This window comes from Halobacterium bonnevillei, assembly GCF_009831555.1.
GTDB lineage: Archaea > Halobacteriota > Halobacteria > Halobacteriales > Halobacteriaceae > Halobacterium > Halobacterium bonnevillei.
Genome location: NZ_WUUU01000060.1, coordinates 1 through 16,830, shown reverse-complemented (window position 1 = coordinate 16,830; position 16,830 = coordinate 1). Strand labels below are relative to the sequence as shown.

The 16,830-nt window shown below is 63.9% G+C and carries 9 protein-coding genes, 3 tRNA genes, 3 rRNA genes and 2 pseudogenes; 4 read left to right on the top strand and 13 right to left on the bottom strand.

The features are described from left to right. A pseudogene (locus tag GRX66_RS09100) lies at positions 1-357 on the bottom strand (peptidase M20); the annotation flags it as partial. Positions 358-438: 81 nt separating this feature from the next. On the opposite strand from GRX66_RS09100, the gene GRX66_RS09095 reads away from it, so the two are divergent. Beyond that, positions 439-512, top strand: a tRNA-Lys gene (locus GRX66_RS09095). Between the two features lie 176 nt (positions 513-688). Continuing rightward, entirely contained in the window at positions 689-1,039 is a 351-nt protein-coding gene (locus tag GRX66_RS09090) for a hypothetical protein (RefSeq protein ID WP_159526273.1), read from the top strand. Positions 1,040-1,080: 41 nt separating this feature from the next. Here GRX66_RS09090 and GRX66_RS09085 read toward each other — a convergent pair whose 3' ends face one another. The 8 genes from GRX66_RS09085 to GRX66_RS09050 all read right to left on the bottom strand — a co-directional run bounded on the left by GRX66_RS09085 (position 1,081) and on the right by GRX66_RS09050 (position 9,165). After that, complete coding sequence (locus GRX66_RS09085) at positions 1,081-1,281, bottom strand: hypothetical protein (protein WP_159526272.1); 201 nt, start codon at positions 1,279-1,281, stop codon at positions 1,081-1,083. 140 nt (positions 1,282-1,421) lie between these two features. Beyond that, positions 1,422-2,213, bottom strand: coding sequence for a hypothetical protein (locus tag GRX66_RS09080; protein WP_159526271.1), 792 nt, complete (start codon positions 2,211-2,213; stop codon positions 1,422-1,424). A gap of 213 nt (positions 2,214-2,426) precedes the next feature. Next, positions 2,427-2,502 (bottom strand) — tRNA-Cys (locus tag GRX66_RS09075). 203 nt (positions 2,503-2,705) lie between these two features. After that, positions 2,706-2,827, bottom strand: a 5S ribosomal RNA gene (gene rrf / locus GRX66_RS09070). Positions 2,828-2,956: 129 nt separating this feature from the next. Beyond that, positions 2,957-5,876 (bottom strand): 23S ribosomal RNA (locus tag GRX66_RS09065). A 365-nt stretch (positions 5,877-6,241) separates the two neighbouring features. Continuing rightward, a tRNA-Ala gene (locus GRX66_RS09060) sits at positions 6,242-6,313 on the bottom strand. 114 nt (positions 6,314-6,427) lie between these two features. Continuing rightward, positions 6,428-7,901: ribosomal RNA gene (locus GRX66_RS09055) — 16S ribosomal RNA — on the bottom strand. Together the 16S, 23S and 5S rRNA genes with 2 tRNA genes alongside form the textbook arrangement of a ribosomal RNA operon. A 952-nt stretch (positions 7,902-8,853) precedes the next feature. Continuing rightward, complete coding sequence (locus tag GRX66_RS09050; protein ID WP_159526270.1) at positions 8,854-9,165, bottom strand: non-histone chromosomal MC1 family protein; 312 nt, start codon at positions 9,163-9,165, stop codon at positions 8,854-8,856. A gap of 236 nt (positions 9,166-9,401) precedes the next feature. On the opposite strand from GRX66_RS09050, the gene GRX66_RS09045 reads away from it, so the two are divergent. Next, positions 9,402-9,599, top strand: a complete 198-nt coding sequence (locus tag GRX66_RS09045; protein WP_159526269.1) for an AbrB/MazE/SpoVT family DNA-binding domain-containing protein — start codon at positions 9,402-9,404, stop codon at positions 9,597-9,599. Positions 9,600-9,605: 6 nt separating this feature from the next. Beyond that, positions 9,606-10,655, top strand: a complete 1,050-nt coding sequence (locus GRX66_RS09040) for a quinone-dependent dihydroorotate dehydrogenase (protein ID WP_159526268.1) — start codon at positions 9,606-9,608, stop codon at positions 10,653-10,655. 66 nt (positions 10,656-10,721) lie between these two features. On the opposite strand, the gene pheT is transcribed toward GRX66_RS09040, so the two are convergent. The 4 genes and pseudogenes from pheT to endA form a co-directional block, all read right to left on the bottom strand. After that, positions 10,722-12,473, bottom strand: coding sequence for a phenylalanine--tRNA ligase subunit beta (gene pheT / locus GRX66_RS09035; RefSeq protein ID WP_159526267.1), 1,752 nt, complete (start codon positions 12,471-12,473; stop codon positions 10,722-10,724). Continuing rightward, on the bottom strand, positions 12,473-13,981 hold the full coding sequence (gene pheS, locus GRX66_RS09030; RefSeq protein ID WP_159526266.1) for a phenylalanine--tRNA ligase subunit alpha: 1,509 nt from the start codon (positions 13,979-13,981) through the stop codon (positions 12,473-12,475). The genes pheT and pheS overlap by 1 nt, the downstream gene beginning before the upstream one ends. A gap of 326 nt (positions 13,982-14,307) precedes the next feature. Next, positions 14,308-15,828: pseudogene (locus GRX66_RS09025) on the bottom strand (tryptophan--tRNA ligase); the annotation flags it as partial. Positions 15,829-15,907: 79 nt separating this feature from the next. Further along, the coding region (endA, locus tag GRX66_RS09020; protein WP_159526265.1) for a tRNA-intron lyase at positions 15,908-16,830 on the bottom strand (923 nt) is incomplete at its 5' end.

Below are 16,830 nucleotides of genomic sequence, written 5' to 3'. Positions count from 1 at the left end.
GCCCCGGCCCGCGAGTTCGTCGCCGTCCCAGTGCGGTTCGAACGGCGGCATCGACCACGCCGACTCGTCGGCCGGCACCACGTCCAAATGCCCGTTCAAGACAACCGTCGGGCCGGCCTCCGGGTCGCCGAACGCCAGGACGCCGCCGACGCTCGGCCGGTCGTCGCTGTCGATCTCCCCAGGGTCGTCCGGGAACGACGAGTGCGTCGCCAGCAGTTCCGCGTCGACGTCCCACTCGTACGTTTCGAACCCGAACGCCTCGAGTTCGTCGCGGAACCACCCCGACACCTCGGCTTCTTCGCCGTCCGTCGACGCGAACGACACCAGTTCCGACGCGAACTCGCGCACCGCGTGCATACGTACGCGTCCACCGACGCCCGCGTAAGGGTTTCCATGGATGGTAAACGTTTAACGTCGCCACGCCCGACGTGACAATCAGGGCCGATAGCTCAGTTCGGCAGAGCGTCTGGCTTTTAACCAGACGGTCGAGGGTTCAAATCCCTCTCGGCCCGTTTCTGCGACGAGCGAACGCGAGGAGCGAAGCGGGCCGAGAGCCGTCGAAGTCGCCGCATCCACGAAATCACCGAGTCCCTCGCTGGAGTGGGCGCGATGAACGACACGGAGTGACAACACTGGACGACCGCAGCGAGCACGAGGATTCTTCGCGCTGGGTTCGGTTGCATCGCTAATGGAGTGGCTGGGCGTCGACGACGCGGTGTCGACCGAGGCGGAGTTCTACTGGCTGTGGATCGGTGCAACCGCGGCGTACGGGGTCGGTGACGTGGTGACGACGATCGCGCTGGTGTTCTACGCGCCCGGAGTGCGGGAGGGCAATCCCGTGGTCGCAGCCGCGCTGGGGTCGTTCGGGCTGGCGGGACTGGTCGCCGCAAAGCTCGCGGTGTTCCTGGGGTGTCTGGCGTTGAGCGTGTACGCGATGCACGCGTGGACGGACCGCATCATGTTCGCGTTCCCGCCGCTGCTGCTCGCCGCGCTCGGGACGGCGTTGACACTGGTGAACGTACGATTACTACTCGGGTAGCCACAGGTCGACCAGCAGCAGCACTGGCAGCGAAAACCCGACTACTGCGTGTGGGCGAGCCAGCCGAGGCCGGCGCCGATTGCAATCGTCGCGAGCGCACCGACCACCTGGAGGACGGTGACGGTGGCGCTGTTGCTGTACTGCCACGGCATCCCGACGAGCGTCCCGAGACCGACCAACACGACGAACGCGGCGACCAGCACGCCGTAGAGATTCAGGGAGTCAGCGAACACGTCGTCCATGCGCGAGTCGTCGCCACCGAACACGTTAACGCTGACGGAACGGTGTGAACGGCGAGCGCACGCGGAGCCAACACTTCGGGACACCTGCGCTGGACTGCGAGAAACTGCATCGGAGCGTTCGCGGCAGCCGAATGGAGCGTTCAGTACCGCGACGGCATGAACGCCAACATCACGAGCAGGACTGCCGCGCCCCCGCTCACGATGACGACGCCCCAGAGTCCGTTCATCCGCTCTTTGTACTCGGACTGCGCGTCGAGGTCCGACTGGTAGTCCTCGTAATCCGTCGTCAACTGCAGCGTTCCATCACTCGGGTAGTGTGCGAGGTAGTCCGTGTCCGCGATGGTCGTGTTCGACCCCTCGCTGAAGCTGAGTTCGTTCGTGCGCGGCGCGAACCACTCGATGGTCACCGACTCCTCGCTGACGGTCGCCACGCTCGTCTCGTTGTCGTTGTCCGGGCGCTCGATGACGTCGCCCTCACTGAACCGGTAGACGGTCTGGTCGCCGAGGTACTCGTCGCGCGGGACGAGTTCGCGCTCACCGTCCTCCTCGACGACGACGTACGTCGTGCCGTTGTCCTCGACGGTCGGCCGGTCGATGGTCTGGACTTCACGCAGTTCGAACTCCGAGTACTCGGACTGGTTCGGGACGACCACAGTGTAGTTGTCCCCCTGGTAGACCACCGTATCGTTCACTTCCCACGTCTCGGTGTACTGGGCGGACTCGTTCGTCCACTCTGCCGTTGCCGACCCGTCACCGACGTCCGTGAACGTGTACTCAGTTCCGTCGAACGTCAACGTGTCGTCGGCCGACACCTGGTAGTCGGGGTCCTCCAGCGACACCTCCGGCTGCTGGGCGACGCCGATGTACGAGTACGCACCGGCCGCCAGCAGAACGAAGATTGCGACGGACACCGCCGCAGCACGTCTTTGCATACACGAAGCGTGGTGAGGGCGTCGTATAATCGTTACTTTCCGCCGCCGGCAGCGGTGCCGACGCCGCCACGTCGAGCCTGCGAACAATTCGGTTCCGGCAACCGGAAGCGCTACCGCTACCCGTCGAGTAGTGGTCAGCTCCAGCGGAGACGCACTTCCAGAATCGCGAAACAGAGATCGGTGTCGTTACCGACCGACTGCTCACAACAGACAAGCCAAGGGCCGGATTTGAACCGGCGGTAGGCGGCTCTGCAGGCCGCTGCGTTAGGCCGGACTCTGCCACCTTGGCACACCTCGTCGTACTGCGTTCGCGCGCTTAAACCCAGCGGTACGCGGTGTCCCGAACGACAACGCGTCCCGCACCGCGGCGATCCGCACCCGCGGACAGCGTCGCCACTCGTCGAGACCGAATACGGAGTGTCGCCACTCCGCGATCGAAATGAAAAAAGCCCCGAACAGCGCTGTTGCTGTTCGAGGCTTGAAAGTATGAATGGCAGGCGGCGAACCGGATTTCCCAGAGGCTCGCGCACTCCAGTACTGACCGGAACGCAGGCGGGCTTATCTTCCGTGTTCGGGATGGGTACGGGAGTGGCCCCGCCGCTATGGCCGCCTTAATACCGATCAACGGAATCGAACCGTTGTTCCCGGACGAATGTCCGGGTCGCCAGTATCGGCGAAACGACTGTGTGTAAGTGCAATCCAGTTAACGCCTGGACTCGACCACGTATGTGGTTAAGTGCATGAGTGTGTGGCATTGGTCGATTAGTGCTCGCGGGCTGAACGTCTCGTTGCCTCGACGCGTACACCCCGAGTCTATCGAACTCGTGTTTTACGAGTGACCTCAACGGTGCTTCTTTTCCAGGTGGGTTTCGAGCTTAGATGCATTCAGCTCTTACCCCGTGGTGCGTAGCTGCTCGGCACTTGCCCTCTCGGACAACCGATACACCAGTGGCACCCGTTCATAGTTCCTCTCGTACTATATGAACGTTCCTGTCAAGCACCAAAACACCCCCAATAGATAGCAGCCGACCTGTCTCACGACGGTCTAAACCCAGCTCACGACCTCCTTTAATAGGCGAACAACCTCACCCTTGCCCGCTTCTGCACGGGCAGGATGGAGGGAACCGACATCGAGGTAGCAAGCCACTCGGTCGATATGTGCTCTTGCGAGTGACGACTCTGTTATCCCTAAGGTAGCTTTTCTGTCAGCAATGGCCCGCATTAAGCAGGCTCATTGGTTCGCTAGACCAGACTTTCGTCTCAGCGTCCCTCGTTGTGTAGGACACTGTCAGACTACCTTATGCTCTTGCGCTCTTCTCCGGGTCTCCGACCCGGATGAGGTAGCCTTAGGGCGCGCTCGATATCTTTTCGAGCGCGTACCGCCCCAGTCAAACTGCCCGGCTACCGGTGTCCTCCTCCCGGAGTTAGGGTCACAGTCACTGACGGGTAGTATTTCACGGCTGACTCGGCGACGTGCTGGCGCACGCACCTGTGTAACGTCTCCTACCTATCCTGCACATCAGCGACCGTGTCCCAGCGACAGCCTGCAGTAAAGCTCTATAGGGTCTTCGCTTCCCCTTGGGGGTCTCCAGACTCCGCACTGGAACGTACAGTTCACCGGGCCCAACGTTGGGACAGTGAGGCTCTCGTTGATCCATTCATGCAAGCCGCTACTGAAGCGGCAAGGTACTACGCTACCTTAAGAGGGTCATAGTTACCCCCGCCGTTAACGGGTCCTTCGCCCCATTGTACTGGGTGTTCAGATACCCGCACTGGGCAGGATTCAGTGACCGTACGCGTCCTTGCGGATTTGCGGTCACCTATGTTGTTATTAGACAGTCGGAGCCTCCAAGACACTGCGACCTGCCCAATTGCTGGGCAGGCATCCCTTCTCGCGAACTTACGGGACTAACTTGCCGAATTCCCTAACGTCGGTTGTTCCCGACAGACCTAGGCTTTCGCTGCCAGAGCACCTGTGTCGGATCTCGGTACGGACACCGTACTCGTCTTTTCACGGGCCCCAGATTGACTCGAGTTTCCCTATCCCGCCGTTCGTCCGCTTCCTGCCATTACGGCTTCCACGGACTTGGACGGTTCGACCGGGCGAAAGCCCGGCTCGAGCTGCTCCGAGGCGTCAACTTTGAGTGTACGGTGGCACGGGAATATTAACCCGTTTCCCTTTTGACCTGTTCGAATTACGGCAGGCCTTAGGACCGGCTAACCCTCGGCTGATCAGCATTGCCGAGGAACCCTTGCTCTTCTCGGTCGTCGGGGTTCTAACCCGACTAACGCTGCTACTATGGCCAGGATTTTCTTTCCTATTCGGTCCACTCGAGTTCTCACCCGAGCTTCCGCCCGAACAGAATGCCAACCTACTGGATCACGCTGTAACGCGTGCCGTTAGGTCTCGGTGGTGAACTTGAGCCCCGATCATTTTAGGCGCCCCGAACCTCGGCCGGTAAGCTGTTACGCTTTTCTTGGAGGGTAGCTGCTTCTAAGCTCACCTCCCGGCTGTCTAGGGCTCGGGACCACCTTCAATCGCACTTAGCTCACACTTTGGGACCTTAACCTAACTCTGGGTTGTCTCCCTCACGGTACACAGGCTTACCCCGCATACCGGATTCCCTGCGTCAACGGCGTCCGTAGGTTTGGAGTTTGACAGGGAGGCCAACTCCTCTCGGAGTTGGACCTCCCAATCGGTCGCTCTACCCCACGAACTACCTCAGCAGAGGTCATGCTTCGACATGTTTCGGTTGGAACCAGCTGTTGCCAGATTCGATGGGCCTTTCACCCCTACACGAAGGTCACGGGAGGGTATTGAAAGACACCAACCCTAACAGACCTCCACATGGCTTTCGCCATGCTTCGTCTTGCCCTCGCGTAGATCATCTGGTTTCGGGTCGTGCCCGTTTGACTCCCCGCGCTTGAACACGGCGGCCCTCGCGCAAAGCGCTGCGGCCATGTCGGTTTCCCTACGCCTTCCCGGATACTCCGGTTAGACTCGTCAAACAGGCACACTCCCTGGCTCGTTTTTCAAAACGTACGACGGAACATCGGCTCCTCACAGGTCCTACTGTAGGCTCGCGCCTGTGTCGTTCCCAGTGAGGCCTTTTATGCCCCGTCGCTCCATCGCCACCTGATTTCAAGCCCTATTTCACCCCCCTTTGTGGGGTGCTTTTCAGCGTTCGTTCACACTACTTGTTCGCTATCGGTCTCGGAGAGTACTTAGTCTTAGCAGTCAATGCCTGCCATCTTCACGAGGGATTTCCAACCCCCGCTACTCTGGAGCTGGCTCGCGCCTTACTTGTCCACGGTACGGGGCTGTCACCCTGTATCGCGCTCCATTTCAGGAGACTTCGCGTGAACGTTCAGGCGGTGATTGCCAGTCCGAACACCACATTGCCCAGAAGGCTTCGGTTTGGACTGTGCCGCGTTCATTCGCCATTACTAACGGCGTCTCATTCGATTTCTCTTCCTGGCCGTACTGAGATGTTTCAATTCCGGCCGTTCCCCATTGCGCGAAGCAATTGCGGTGGGGATTCCCATTAGGAGATCCTGAGTTCTTCGCCTCCGTGCGGCTCCCTCAGGCTTATCGCAGCTTGGCACGTCCTTCGTCGGCATCCGAGCCGAGCTATCCACCAGGTGGCACAGTAGCCACGTTGGTTGTCGACTGCAGAGCAGTCGACGAATATGGTACTCAACCACGAGATGTGGTCGAGAGTGTTGGCGGTGAAGCCAACGACGATGAATGTTGGCTGTAAACAGCCAACGTGCTCACCACGAAGGGTGAGCGCTGCTGAGTCACGGATGTGACCAGCAGTCGGTACTCGACCACGGTGGTCGAGTCCAGTGAGCGCCTGGATTGCACTTACACACGGTCTTCATCGCACGTCCTCATGGTGACTGAGGAGCGTACATCGACCCTTCCCACTCTCGCTCTCGCGGGGTGGTGCATCAGTCTTCTCGGGACTCATCGTATCCCCGTCTCCCACTTAAGGGACACGGTTCAAGATGACTCCCGAGCGGGATGGACCCACTGGGATTCGAACCCAGGGCTTCCTCCTTGCAAAGGAGGCACTCTACCACTGAGCTATGGGCCCACCTCCCGGTTGGGAGGTCGGTAACGTTAGCCTTGATGGTTTGTAGGTGTCCAACTGGACACGACGACGTCGAAGTCGAAAGTGGGTCGGGACTGCGTCCCGATCCCGTACGTTAGGAGGTGATCCAGCCGCAGATTCCCCTACGGCTACCTTGTTACGACTTAAGCCCCCTTGCGGAGCCCAGATTCGACCGGCGCTTGCCGGCCTCATCCGAACCCCACTCGGGTGCTTTGACGGGCGGTGTGTGCAAGGAGCAGGGACGTATTCACCGCGCGCTTCTGACACGCGATTACTACCGAATCCAGCTTCATGAGGGCGAGTTTCAGCCCTCAATCCGAACTACGACCGAGTTTAGGAGATTAGCGCCTCCTCTCGGAGTTGCATCCCATTGTCTCGGCCATTGTAGCCCGCGTGTTGCCCAGCTCATTCGGGGCATACTGACCTACCGTTGCCCGTTCCTTCCTCCGCTTTGGCAGCGGCAGTCCCCCTAATGTACCCAGCTACCCGTAAGGGTACTGCTGGCAATTAGGAGTGCGGGTCTCGCTCGTTGCCTGACTTAACAGGACGCCTCACGGTACGAGCTGACGGCGGCCATGCACCTCCTCTCAGTAGCATCGGGTAAGGTCATCAACCTGACCGTCATTACTACTGTCGGAGCTGGTGAGATGTCCGGCGTTGAGTCCAATTAAACCGCAGGCTCCTCCGGTTGTAGTGCTCCCCCGCCAATTCCTTTAAGTTTCATCCTTGCAGACGTACTTCCCAGGCGGCCCGCTTCTCGGCTTCCCTACGGCACAGCGCAGGCTCGTAGCCTGCGCCACACCTAGCGGGCATCGTTTACAGCTAGGACTACCCGGGTATCTAATCCGGTTCGAGACCCTAGCTTTCGTCCCTCACTGTCGGATCCGTTCTCCTGAGGCGCTTTCGCCACCGGTGGTCCGTCCAGGATTACAGGATTTCACTCCTACCCCGGACGTACCCCTCAGGTCTTCCGGTCCCAAGCCGAACAGTTTCCGCTGGACGCCTGCTCGTTAAGCGAGCAGATTTCCCAACGGACTTGTCCGGCCAGCTACGGACGCTTTAGGCCCAATAATATCGGCCATCACTCGGGCTGCCGGTATTACCGCGGCGGCTGGCACCGGTCTTGCCCAGCCCTTATTCGTACACCACCTTACGGTGTACAAAAGTGAAGGCTCTATGCCTTCACACTCGGAGTCCCCTTATCGCACTTGCGTACAGTGTAAAGGTTTCGCGCCTGCTGCGCCCCGTAGGGCCCGGTATCTTGTCTCAGATACCGTCTCCGGGCTCTTGCTCTCACAACCCGTACCGATTATGGGCACGGTGGGCCGTTACCCCACCGTCTACCTAATCGGCCGCAGCCACATCCTGTGGCGCCGTAGCGTTTCCAGCTCGACCCATTCCAGGGGTCGAGCATTATTGGGAATTAGCCTCAGTTTCCCGAGATTATTCCCATCCACAGGGTAGTTTGGCCACGTGTTACTGAGCTTTCCGCTGCGGGTCTGAACCCGCACAACTAGCATGGCTAAATCGGACTCCGATAGCAATGGCCTCCGGCAGGATCAACCGGAATTTTGCTGGGGCCAAGCCCCAGCGACCAGAACTAAATGTCCTGGTTTGGCGGGAACACAGATGTGTTCCTCAAAGTCACGACGGACGTCGTGACCAGTTGGATGTCACCAAACCATCAAGGCTAACATCAGATTCCATCTGTACGGCGGACCGCAGGGGTGGAATCCTCATTCCTTCGGACCTAAGTGTAGTCCGCGACAGGCTATAAACCCATCGGACTTCACTCGGCCCGAGACGACGTTCGCATTTCCTCCAACGCCCCATTATTACTTAAGGGCATCGAACCCAGCTCGAAAGAGCCAGATCGCGTGCCAAACGGGCGAGAGGGAATGCATCAGTCGGCCGGAGAGACCCGGACGACCTCATTGTCGTGCGCATTCCTTCGTATTGCCCGTTATTACTTAAGGGCATCGAACCCGGCTCGTGAGAGCGAGGTCGACACCAGAACCGGGCGTCGGAAGCATGCATCAGCCACCCGGGAAACCCGAGTGGCCTCATTGTCGTTCGCATTCTTCCGGAGTGCCCGGCATCACTTAAGGCCGTCGAACCAAAGTCGCCGAAGGCGACGGGGTCGACGGCGGGGCGTCGAGGCGTCAATCAGTGGCGTCGGGTACACCGAGCCACCTCACGTCGTTCGCATTCCATTCGAGTGCCGGGTTACGTATAACCCCATCGAACCAGCGGCGCTTCGATACGCCACCGCATACCAGCAAAGTACGAGACTGAGCGACGTCGCCACGCCGTGGACCGGGCATTGTTATCACGGAGTTGTCACGCCTGCGTCGTCACTACGGATCTGAATGCCGCGTGGGAGGAGGTCGGCCGGTCGTTCCGCGCATGTGCGTGCGGTCTGGCCGAGTGGTGCCCACGCAACGTCCACTATTCGAGTCGACGACTAAGCGCTTACGTGTCGTGCACGCGAAGAATGTGGTGAGCGAACGAAACGAGCAGCGTTACTCCTCGATGTGCTCGATGCCCTGTTTGGATACGTTGGCTTTCGTGATGTCGCCCGGCATCCAGTCGGGTTTGTCGTCTGGCGCCTCCTCCTCCCAGGCCCACGCCTCGTACTTGTGGACCTTGTCGGTCCCCTTCTCGCGGAGGTGGAGTTCTGTCTCGTCGGCGTCCGCTTCGCTGTCGCCGACGTCTTCGAGGCGGCGTGCGGCCTTGAGCGCGGCCTGCCGTGGGGTGTTGCCGCTGAAGACACTCGTTTCATTACCATCGGGGTCTCGAAGCGCGAAATTGCGCTTGCCGTCCTCACGTACCATGGTTTTGCTCCATGCTATGGCAACACAAGGGTGTGTGATAAATATATCGCCGATTTTACCGGTGGATTTATCAGTGAGAGTCGCAGGTTCGGGGAAAGCGGCGCCCCAAACGTCCGACGGCCCGCCGCTTCCAGCGGGCGAAGGCGACCAGATCAGGTGTCAGGTCGCCGCCAGGCTTCGCCCGGTCGGAAGAACTTAAGTACGGCGTGCGCCGAACCACAACGTAGACACCCGCGATGGTTCGCAAGAAGACGCTCAGCCCGAGTGGCGCCAAAGGCGAGGACGGCGAGTACCACAACGCCCACGTGAACCTCCACGAGGACGAACTCTCAGTCGCCGGCCTCGACATCGGCGACGAAGTCTTCGTGAGGGTGCGTGAGGACAAGATCATCATCCAGAAGGCCGACCAGGACGACGTCGAGCACGACTTCTGAGTGGGCATGTACCGCCTGGCGAAACCGCTGTTGTTCAGGCTGCCCCCGGAGACGGCCCACGACGCCGTCACCGGGTTGCTGGGCGCCGCACAGCGACTCCACCTCGATCGCGTGTACGCGGACCACTTCACGATCGCCGACAACCGGCTGTCCGTCGACGCGTTCGGACAGTCGTTCCCGAACCCCATCGGCGTGGCCGCCGGCTTCGACAAGAACGCCGAACTCCCGCGGGCGCTCGCCGCCCTCGGGTTCGGGCACGTCGAAGTCGGCGCCGTCACCGCTGAACGCCAGCCTGGCAACCCCAAGCCCAGGCTGTTCCGTCTGCGCGAGGACGAAGCCCTCGTCAACCGCATGGGGTTCAACAACGAGGGGGCCGACGCCGTCGGCGAGCGCCTGGACGCCCAGCGCCTGCCGGACGTCCCGGTCGGCGTGAACATCGGGAAGTCGAAAGTCACGCCCCTGGAGGACGCGCCCAGCGACTACCGGTACACGTACGAGCGCGTCTCGGACGCGGGCGACTACTTCGTCGTGAACGTCTCGAGCCCGAACACGCCGGGCCTCAGGGAACTCCAGAACCGCGACCAGCTCGCCCGCATTCTCGAGGAACTCCAGGACGCGGGCGCCGCGCCGCTGCTCGTGAAGCTCTCCCCGGACCTCCACAGGGACGCTGTCGTGGACGCCGTGGAACTGGCCAACGACCTCGGGCTGGACGGCGTCGTCGCGACGAACACGACGACTGACCGCCCCGAGGACCTCCGGAGTCCCAGCGCGGCGGAGACGGGTGGCCTCTCCGGGCGCCCGATCCGGGAGCGCGCGACCGACCAGGTGCGGTTCGTCGCGGAGCGCACGGACCTGCCGGTGGTCGGCGTCGGCGGCGTGTTCACCGCGGCGGACGCCTACGAGAAGATTCGCGCGGGCGCGTCAGTCGTCCAGTTGTACACGGGCCTCGTCTACCGCGGCCCCGGTATCGCGAAGTCCATCAACGAGGGACTCCTCGACTTGCTGGACCGCGACGGCTTCGAAACCGTCGAGGACGCCGTCGGCGCGGACCTGTAATTCGCGTCAGTAGCGGAGCGAAGCGGAACGGCTATTTTACCGACGGCGTCGAGGGACGCGACTGCGCTACCGCAGCGCGTCGAGTTCGAGCTCGAAGCCGGCGACCGGGACTTCGACGTCGTGGTCGACGATGACTTCCGGGTGGAGTTCGCCGATTACGCCCACTTCGTCGCCGTCAGCGACCACACTGGCGGTGCGGCCGTCGATGAACGACGGGTGCGTGGTCGGCGGCGTCTCGAGGGCGACGTCGAACTCGTCGAACAGCGCGGCGAGTCGCGCCTTCGCGTCCTCGAAGGAAGCGTCGTGGCGCGCGACGAGGGCGGCGACGGTACGGCGTTCCGCGACGCCGGTGTTCGTCGATTCGTCGACGTGTGCGGCGAACCCGATCTCCGCGAGGTCCTGGGGGTACGTCCGGTGCGTGTTGTTCTCGAGGACGGCGACCAGCGACGGCAGCGCCCACGTGCGGAGGATGGTGAAGTCCTCGCTGTACGGCTCCGAGATCGTCGCTGGTGGCTGGTAGCCGACCGCATCGCCGACTGGTAGTCCCGTAGCGTCGTCGCCGCCGGGCCGCGGGAGCCGCATCCGGTCGAAGTTGTCGGCCTCGCTGGTCATGTTGAAGTTCAGGAGGTCCTCGAACCCGATGCCGACCAGCGACTGGCGGGCCGCGGCTTCCAGCCGCGAGGAGTCGGTGCGCCCCCCGATGGTGGAGACGTCCGGGTATCGCGGCACGAGGTTGTTGAACTCGTACGCGCGCCCGACGTCGTCGACGACGTCCACGGGATGGAGGACGTCGACGCGGTACGGCGGAATCTCCACCTCGTACGTGAGTTCCTCGCCGCCTTCGGGCTCAGCGTCGAGCCCGGAGCGCTCGGCGAGGTCCACGACCTCCTCCGGCTCGAGGTCGATGCCGAGCAGCGTCTCGATGCGGTCGTGGCTGACGTCCTTTCGCTGGACCTCGAAGTCCGGACGCCGGAGCTCGGTGCCCTCGTCGGCGTACTCGACGGTGACGTCCTCGACGGTCGCGCCGCGCGCGTCGAGAGCGTAACAGATGATGGCGCACATCCGGTCGATGGTCCACTGGTCGGTGCCCGTGAGCTCCACGAACAGCTCCCGGGACGCGTTCGACACCTCGGTGCGGCGGCCGTTGATGACCGGCGGGAAGCTGAACAGCCCGATGTCGTCGTAGATGGCGGGGTAGCTGTCGTACTCGTCGAGCAGGTCGGCGTACGTCTCGCCGGTCGGATGCTCCGTGAGGACGTCCGCGGGCGTGCGTTCGGCGTCGTCGTCCAGCGGCACGAACGTGTCCTCGTCCGGCCCGATGCCAGTGTACGTGATGGACTTACCGGGGCTGCCGTCGGTCTGCTCAACGGTCTCGCCTTTCAGCATCGTGAGGTCGTGGATGCCGATGGCGCCCTTCGCGCGCTTGCGGCCCATCGTCGCGTGGAGCTTCTCCTGGAGCTGGATGAGCGAGTCCAGGGCGTCCTCGTCGAGGTCGACGCCGCGGACGACCGCGCCGGTGACGTACGGGCGCTCCTCGGGGACGTCCTCGACGCGGATGGTCCAGTCGGGGCTGTTCGTCTCCGGGACGTAGACGCCCCGCGTGTCGCCGTAGTGGTAGCGCAGCGAGCGCGCGATGCCCTCCACGGAGAGTCGGTCGAGGCGGTCGGCCTCGAACTCGAGCTTGAATTCGCCGTCCTCGGTAACGCCTTCGTACTCGATGCCGAGGCCGAACAGGTCGTCTTTGAGTTCGTCGTCGTCCTTCTCGGTGTGGCCGGTGAGCTGACGGAGTTCGTCGGGGTCGACGTCGACGACGGGCATCAGTACACCACCTCCGCGTCCCGCAGGAACTCGAGGTCACACAGCGTCCCGTGGACGTCGCGGATGTCCTCGAACCCGGTCACGAGCATGAGCAGGCGCTCCAGGGCGAGCCCCCACGCCATCACGTCTGCCTCGACGCCCAGCGGTTCGAGCATCTCCGGCCGAAAGATGCCGGAGTTCCCGATCTCGATGAGTTCGCCGGTCTCGGGGTGACGCCCGAACAGCTCGAAGCTGGGCTCCGTGTACGGGTTGTACGTGGGCTTGAACTCGAGGTCCGTGATGCCGAACTGGCTGTAGAACTCGCGGAACGTCCCCATGAGGTCCCGTACCGAGAGATCGTCGGCCATCACCCAGCCCTCGATCTGGAAGAACTCCAGGAGGTGGGTGGCGTCCAGCGTGTCGTTCCGGTAGGCCTTCTCGACGCTGAAGTAGCGCGCCGGCGGCTCCACGTCCTCGCCGGCGACACCGGAGAGGTAGCGCGCGGTGAGACTCGTCGTGTGGCCGCGGAGCGCGAGCGCACGCGCGAAGTCCTCGTCCCACGGCGAGTGGTAGCCGTCGCCGTCCTGCCCGACGCCCTCGCGGTGCGCGCGCTCGACGCGGTCGACGAGGTCCGCTGGGAGGTCGTCGATTTGCTCGGGTTCGGAGAGCGCAAAGCGGTCCCAGTGGTTGCGCGCGGGATGGTCCTGGGGCATGAACAGGCAGTCGTTGATGTAGAAGTCCGCGTCGACGTGCGGGCCCGCCATCTCCTGGAATCCCATCCCGATCAGCACTTCCTTCACGCGCTCGGCGGCCTGCCGGAGCACGTGGACCTTCCCGGGCTGGTACTCGCCGGCGTCGGCTTCGACGTTGTAGTCGGCGAAGGCGGCGTCCCGCCACTCGCCGGACGTGAGCATCTCCGGCGTCAGCTGGCCGACTTCGTCGGCGGCTTCGACGCCGGCCATGAGTTCCGTGACGCCGGCGTCGGTGAGCAGCACCGACCGCACGGTGCGTTCGCGGACCGCGACCAGGTCGCGGCGCTCCAGTTGGTCGAGCGCGTCGGCGTCCTCGACGCTGCCGCCGGCCGCGAGGGATTCGAGCGCTGCGGCCTCCGCGTCCTCGTCCGGGTCGGCGTCAGAATCCGCGGCGAGGTCGCCGCCGTCGATGTCGCCGTAGCCCTTCCGCGCGTAGTTCGACAGCGCGATGTCGACCTGCGGGCCGTCGAGGCCGGACGCGCCGATGACCTCGCCCATCGAAACCGGCGTGTCGTCGGCGCCCAGTTCCAGGGCGGCTTCGTAGAGGCGGACCTCCGGCAGCCCGTCCTCGGCGTACTCGCGGCCCTCGTCGGTCAGTTCGACGTCCTCCTGTGTCTCCTCGACGACGTCCACGAGTCCGGCGTCCGCGAGTTCGAACGCCGCGCCCGTGACCGTCTCCGGCGGCCGCTCCGTCTCGGCCGCGAGGTCGGCGATGCGTCTGGGTTCGTCGGCGCTCGACGCTTCGAGCACCGCGACCTGCTGTGGTGGTAGTTGCATTGTCTGTTGGGGTGAGTGGCAGTCAGTTATCCGTTCCGCTCCGCGCCCGAGCGAGCGGTTTCGGCCGCTCCCCCATTTCACGGGGTCGCGGCGTTCACCGGTCGGTCAGGCGAAGAAAAAGCCGAACCCCGGACTCCTGGCTGGTTCGCGCGCGCTGCGACCGGCGTGGGGTTCGGACGCCATACGAGACAGGATTCGTTCGTCCATCAAAAGCGTTCTGTCGGTTTGCCACCGAGTCTGACGGCGATGCCGTGCCACGGCACCGGGGTAGCAGTCGGCCACTGGCACCGCGCCAGCCGCGACAGAGCCGGAACCCCCGGTCCGAACTACACGCGCTCGGAGTCCAGTTGCACGTCCAGGTCCGCCAGCACCTCACGGGCTTCGTCGCGTTTCTCCTGGTGGTCCGCGAGGAACCCCTCCATCAGTTCGGCGGCTTCCTCCTTGCAGCCGCCACAGAGCCGCTCGCCGCCCGCACACTCGTCGTAGACGCGCTGCGCGAACTCGTCGTCGTCGCCCGCGAGCAGGTACGCGTAGAGTTCGTACACCGGGCACTTGTCGGGTTCGCCGCCGAGTTCGCGCTGTTTCTCGGCGGTCTCCCGTCCCCCTGTGGTCGCAGCCTTGACCTTGTCGTAGCCGTCCTCGGGATCGTCGAGGAGGCTGATGTGGCTGGCGGGAATCGAGGAGGACATCTTCCCGCCCGTGAGCCCGGTCATGAAGCGGTGGTAGATCGAGGACGGCGGCACGAACCCGTAGCCGCCGTGGTCGACTTCGACGGCGAGCGCGAGGTCCTCGGCGGTCTCGCGGTCCAGTTCGAACGCGTCGATGTGGCCCTCGAAGACGCGCTTCTCGCCGCGGATCTCGTCGATGAGCGCCTCGAACGCCGCCTCGGTGGCCTGCCGGTCGAAGAACCGGATCCGGGGGCGCAGCGGCTCCATCCCAGCGTTGTCGAGTTTCTCGACGACGCCCGCGACCACCTCGTCGTCGTGGCCCCCGGTGATACCGGGGTCGTCGCGGAGCCAGTCGGCGGCCTCCCCGCAGCGCGGTGCCCCCTCGCCGTCGGCGTACTGCTCGCGGGCCTCGTAGGTCGCCGCGACCAGCGGACGCTCGTCGTCGTCGAACGCGACGCTGGCGTACGCCTCGGTGACCTTGAAGTAGCGAGTGCGCTCGGCGATGTCCCGCGCCAGACGCATGTGGGGGTCCTGGTCCGGCCCCACGGGAATCACCGTGGGCTTGGAGTCCTCGAGTTGCGGGTAGAGAATGTCCGCCATCTGGGTGACGACGCTCTGCATGTGGGAGACGTCCGTCTCGCCGTCGAACCCGTAGATGGCTTCGAACTCCGAGAACCGGGCTTCCGCGCCGAGTTCGAACGCGAGGTCCTGGAGTTCGCGGTTCGCGGACTGACGGTAGAGCGTGCCGTCGTCGGCGTCGAACCCGAGCGCGAGCAGACTCAGCAGGTAGTCCTCCGAGTGGTCGTCGATCTCGTCCCACGTCAGGCCGCGTGCGGCGTGGGCTTCGAGGTCGGCGATGAGCGCGTACGCGTCGGCGCCCTGCTGCTGGTGCCAGATGATCTCGTCGAACACCATCTTGTGGCCGATGTGGGGGTCGCCCGTCGGCATGAACCCGGAGAGCGCGGCGAACGGCTCGTCGTTGCGCATCGCGTCGGCGACCCGGCGGTAGTCGCGGTGACCGAAGATGATGGCGCGCCGCATCAGGTAGTGGGGGTCCGGTACCTCGTCGATGACGTCCTCGAAGGACTCGATGCCGAACTCGTCGAAGAGCTTCCGGTAGTCCGAGACGGTCGAGGAGCCCCACGGGTCGAGGGCGACGCTGTCCGCGCCCGGCGCGTCCCCGTCGGCGCCTCGTCAGCAGCCCCGTCGGCGTCGATGTCGTGGTCGGTGTCGGTCATAGTTTGGGAGTGCGTCTGCGTTAGGGCGTGAGCCTGCTCACGGAGAGCCAGCGAATCGTGTCAGCACTGGGGTCGTCCAGCGCAAAAACCATTCGCTTCCGGACACCGTGGGCGAGCCTGACGTCCAGCGAGAGGTCGCGGGGCGAGAACTCGTGGCCGCCGGGGAGCGCGCGCACGAGCAACTCGGAGTGCCCGAGGTCGTCGACGGACTCGACGTCGCTGTACACGCGGAAGTCCGCGCCGAACTTGAACCCGGTCTTGGGTACCATGTCCGCGTCGCGCAGCGCGCGGTAGACGCGGAGGCGGCGGTCGAAGTGGTCGCCTTCGCCGGCGCGGCCGCGGTCGACGACCGCCTCGACGTCCGCGTCGCCGAGCTGGAGGACGCCCTGCGCGGCGAGGTACGCGGCCTCCAGCAGCGACAGCTGGAGGGCGTCGTACTCGGCGGCGCGCCCGCCGAGTGGCTGGCCGTAGAATCCCTGCTCGTGGAGGCGGCCGGGGGGGTCCCAGACGAGCACGCGCTCGTCGAGAAGGACGCCCTGGACGCCGGCGGGCGCGTCGAAGTCCGTCTCCCCGCTGGGTTCGGTGGGGTCGATGTCGAGGTACGTGAGTTCGCTCTCCTCGTCGACGACGGCGAGGACGACGTCGTCGAGTTCGGCTTCGGGGAGCGTCGTTCGCTCGTCGACCACGCGAACCCGGTGTTTCACGGCGCCGTCGTCGGGGCCCTTCCCGCGCGGGAACACGACGAAGTCGCCGTCCCCGGAGTCGCTCCACCACGGCTGGCGGTCGGGCGCGAGGTAGAACCCGCGGTCGCGGAGGTCCGCGTACACGAGGAACCGCGCGGTGAACCCGGCCGACTGCGCGGCGAGGAACGTCCGGAACCCGGCGCCGTCGACGGCGTCGAGGTCGCCGCGGAACAGCAGGTGAGCGGCCTCCACGCGGGAGA

What these genes read in the sequence shown, in the direction of transcription:
- GRX66_RS09090 (WP_159526273.1), top strand. Translation starts at nt 689, where the DNA reads ATGGAGTGGCTGGGCGTCGACGACGCGGTGTCGACCGAGGCGGAGTTC.
- GRX66_RS09085 (WP_159526272.1), bottom strand. Translation starts at nt 1,281, where the DNA reads ATGGACGACGTGTTCGCTGACTCCCTGAATCTCTACGGCGTGCTGGTC.
- GRX66_RS09080 (WP_159526271.1), bottom strand. Translation starts at nt 2,213, where the DNA reads ATGCAAAGACGTGCTGCGGCGGTGTCCGTCGCAATCTTCGTTCTGCTG.
- GRX66_RS09050 (WP_159526270.1), bottom strand. Translation starts at nt 9,165, where the DNA reads ATGGTACGTGAGGACGGCAAGCGCAATTTCGCGCTTCGAGACCCCGAT.
- GRX66_RS09045 (WP_159526269.1), top strand. Translation starts at nt 9,402, where the DNA reads ATGGTTCGCAAGAAGACGCTCAGCCCGAGTGGCGCCAAAGGCGAGGAC.
- GRX66_RS09040 (WP_159526268.1), top strand. Translation starts at nt 9,606, where the DNA reads ATGTACCGCCTGGCGAAACCGCTGTTGTTCAGGCTGCCCCCGGAGACG.
- pheT (WP_159526267.1), bottom strand. Translation starts at nt 12,473, where the DNA reads ATGCCCGTCGTCGACGTCGACCCCGACGAACTCCGTCAGCTCACCGGC.
- pheS (WP_159526266.1), bottom strand. Translation starts at nt 13,981, where the DNA reads ATGCAACTACCACCACAGCAGGTCGCGGTGCTCGAAGCGTCGAGCGCC.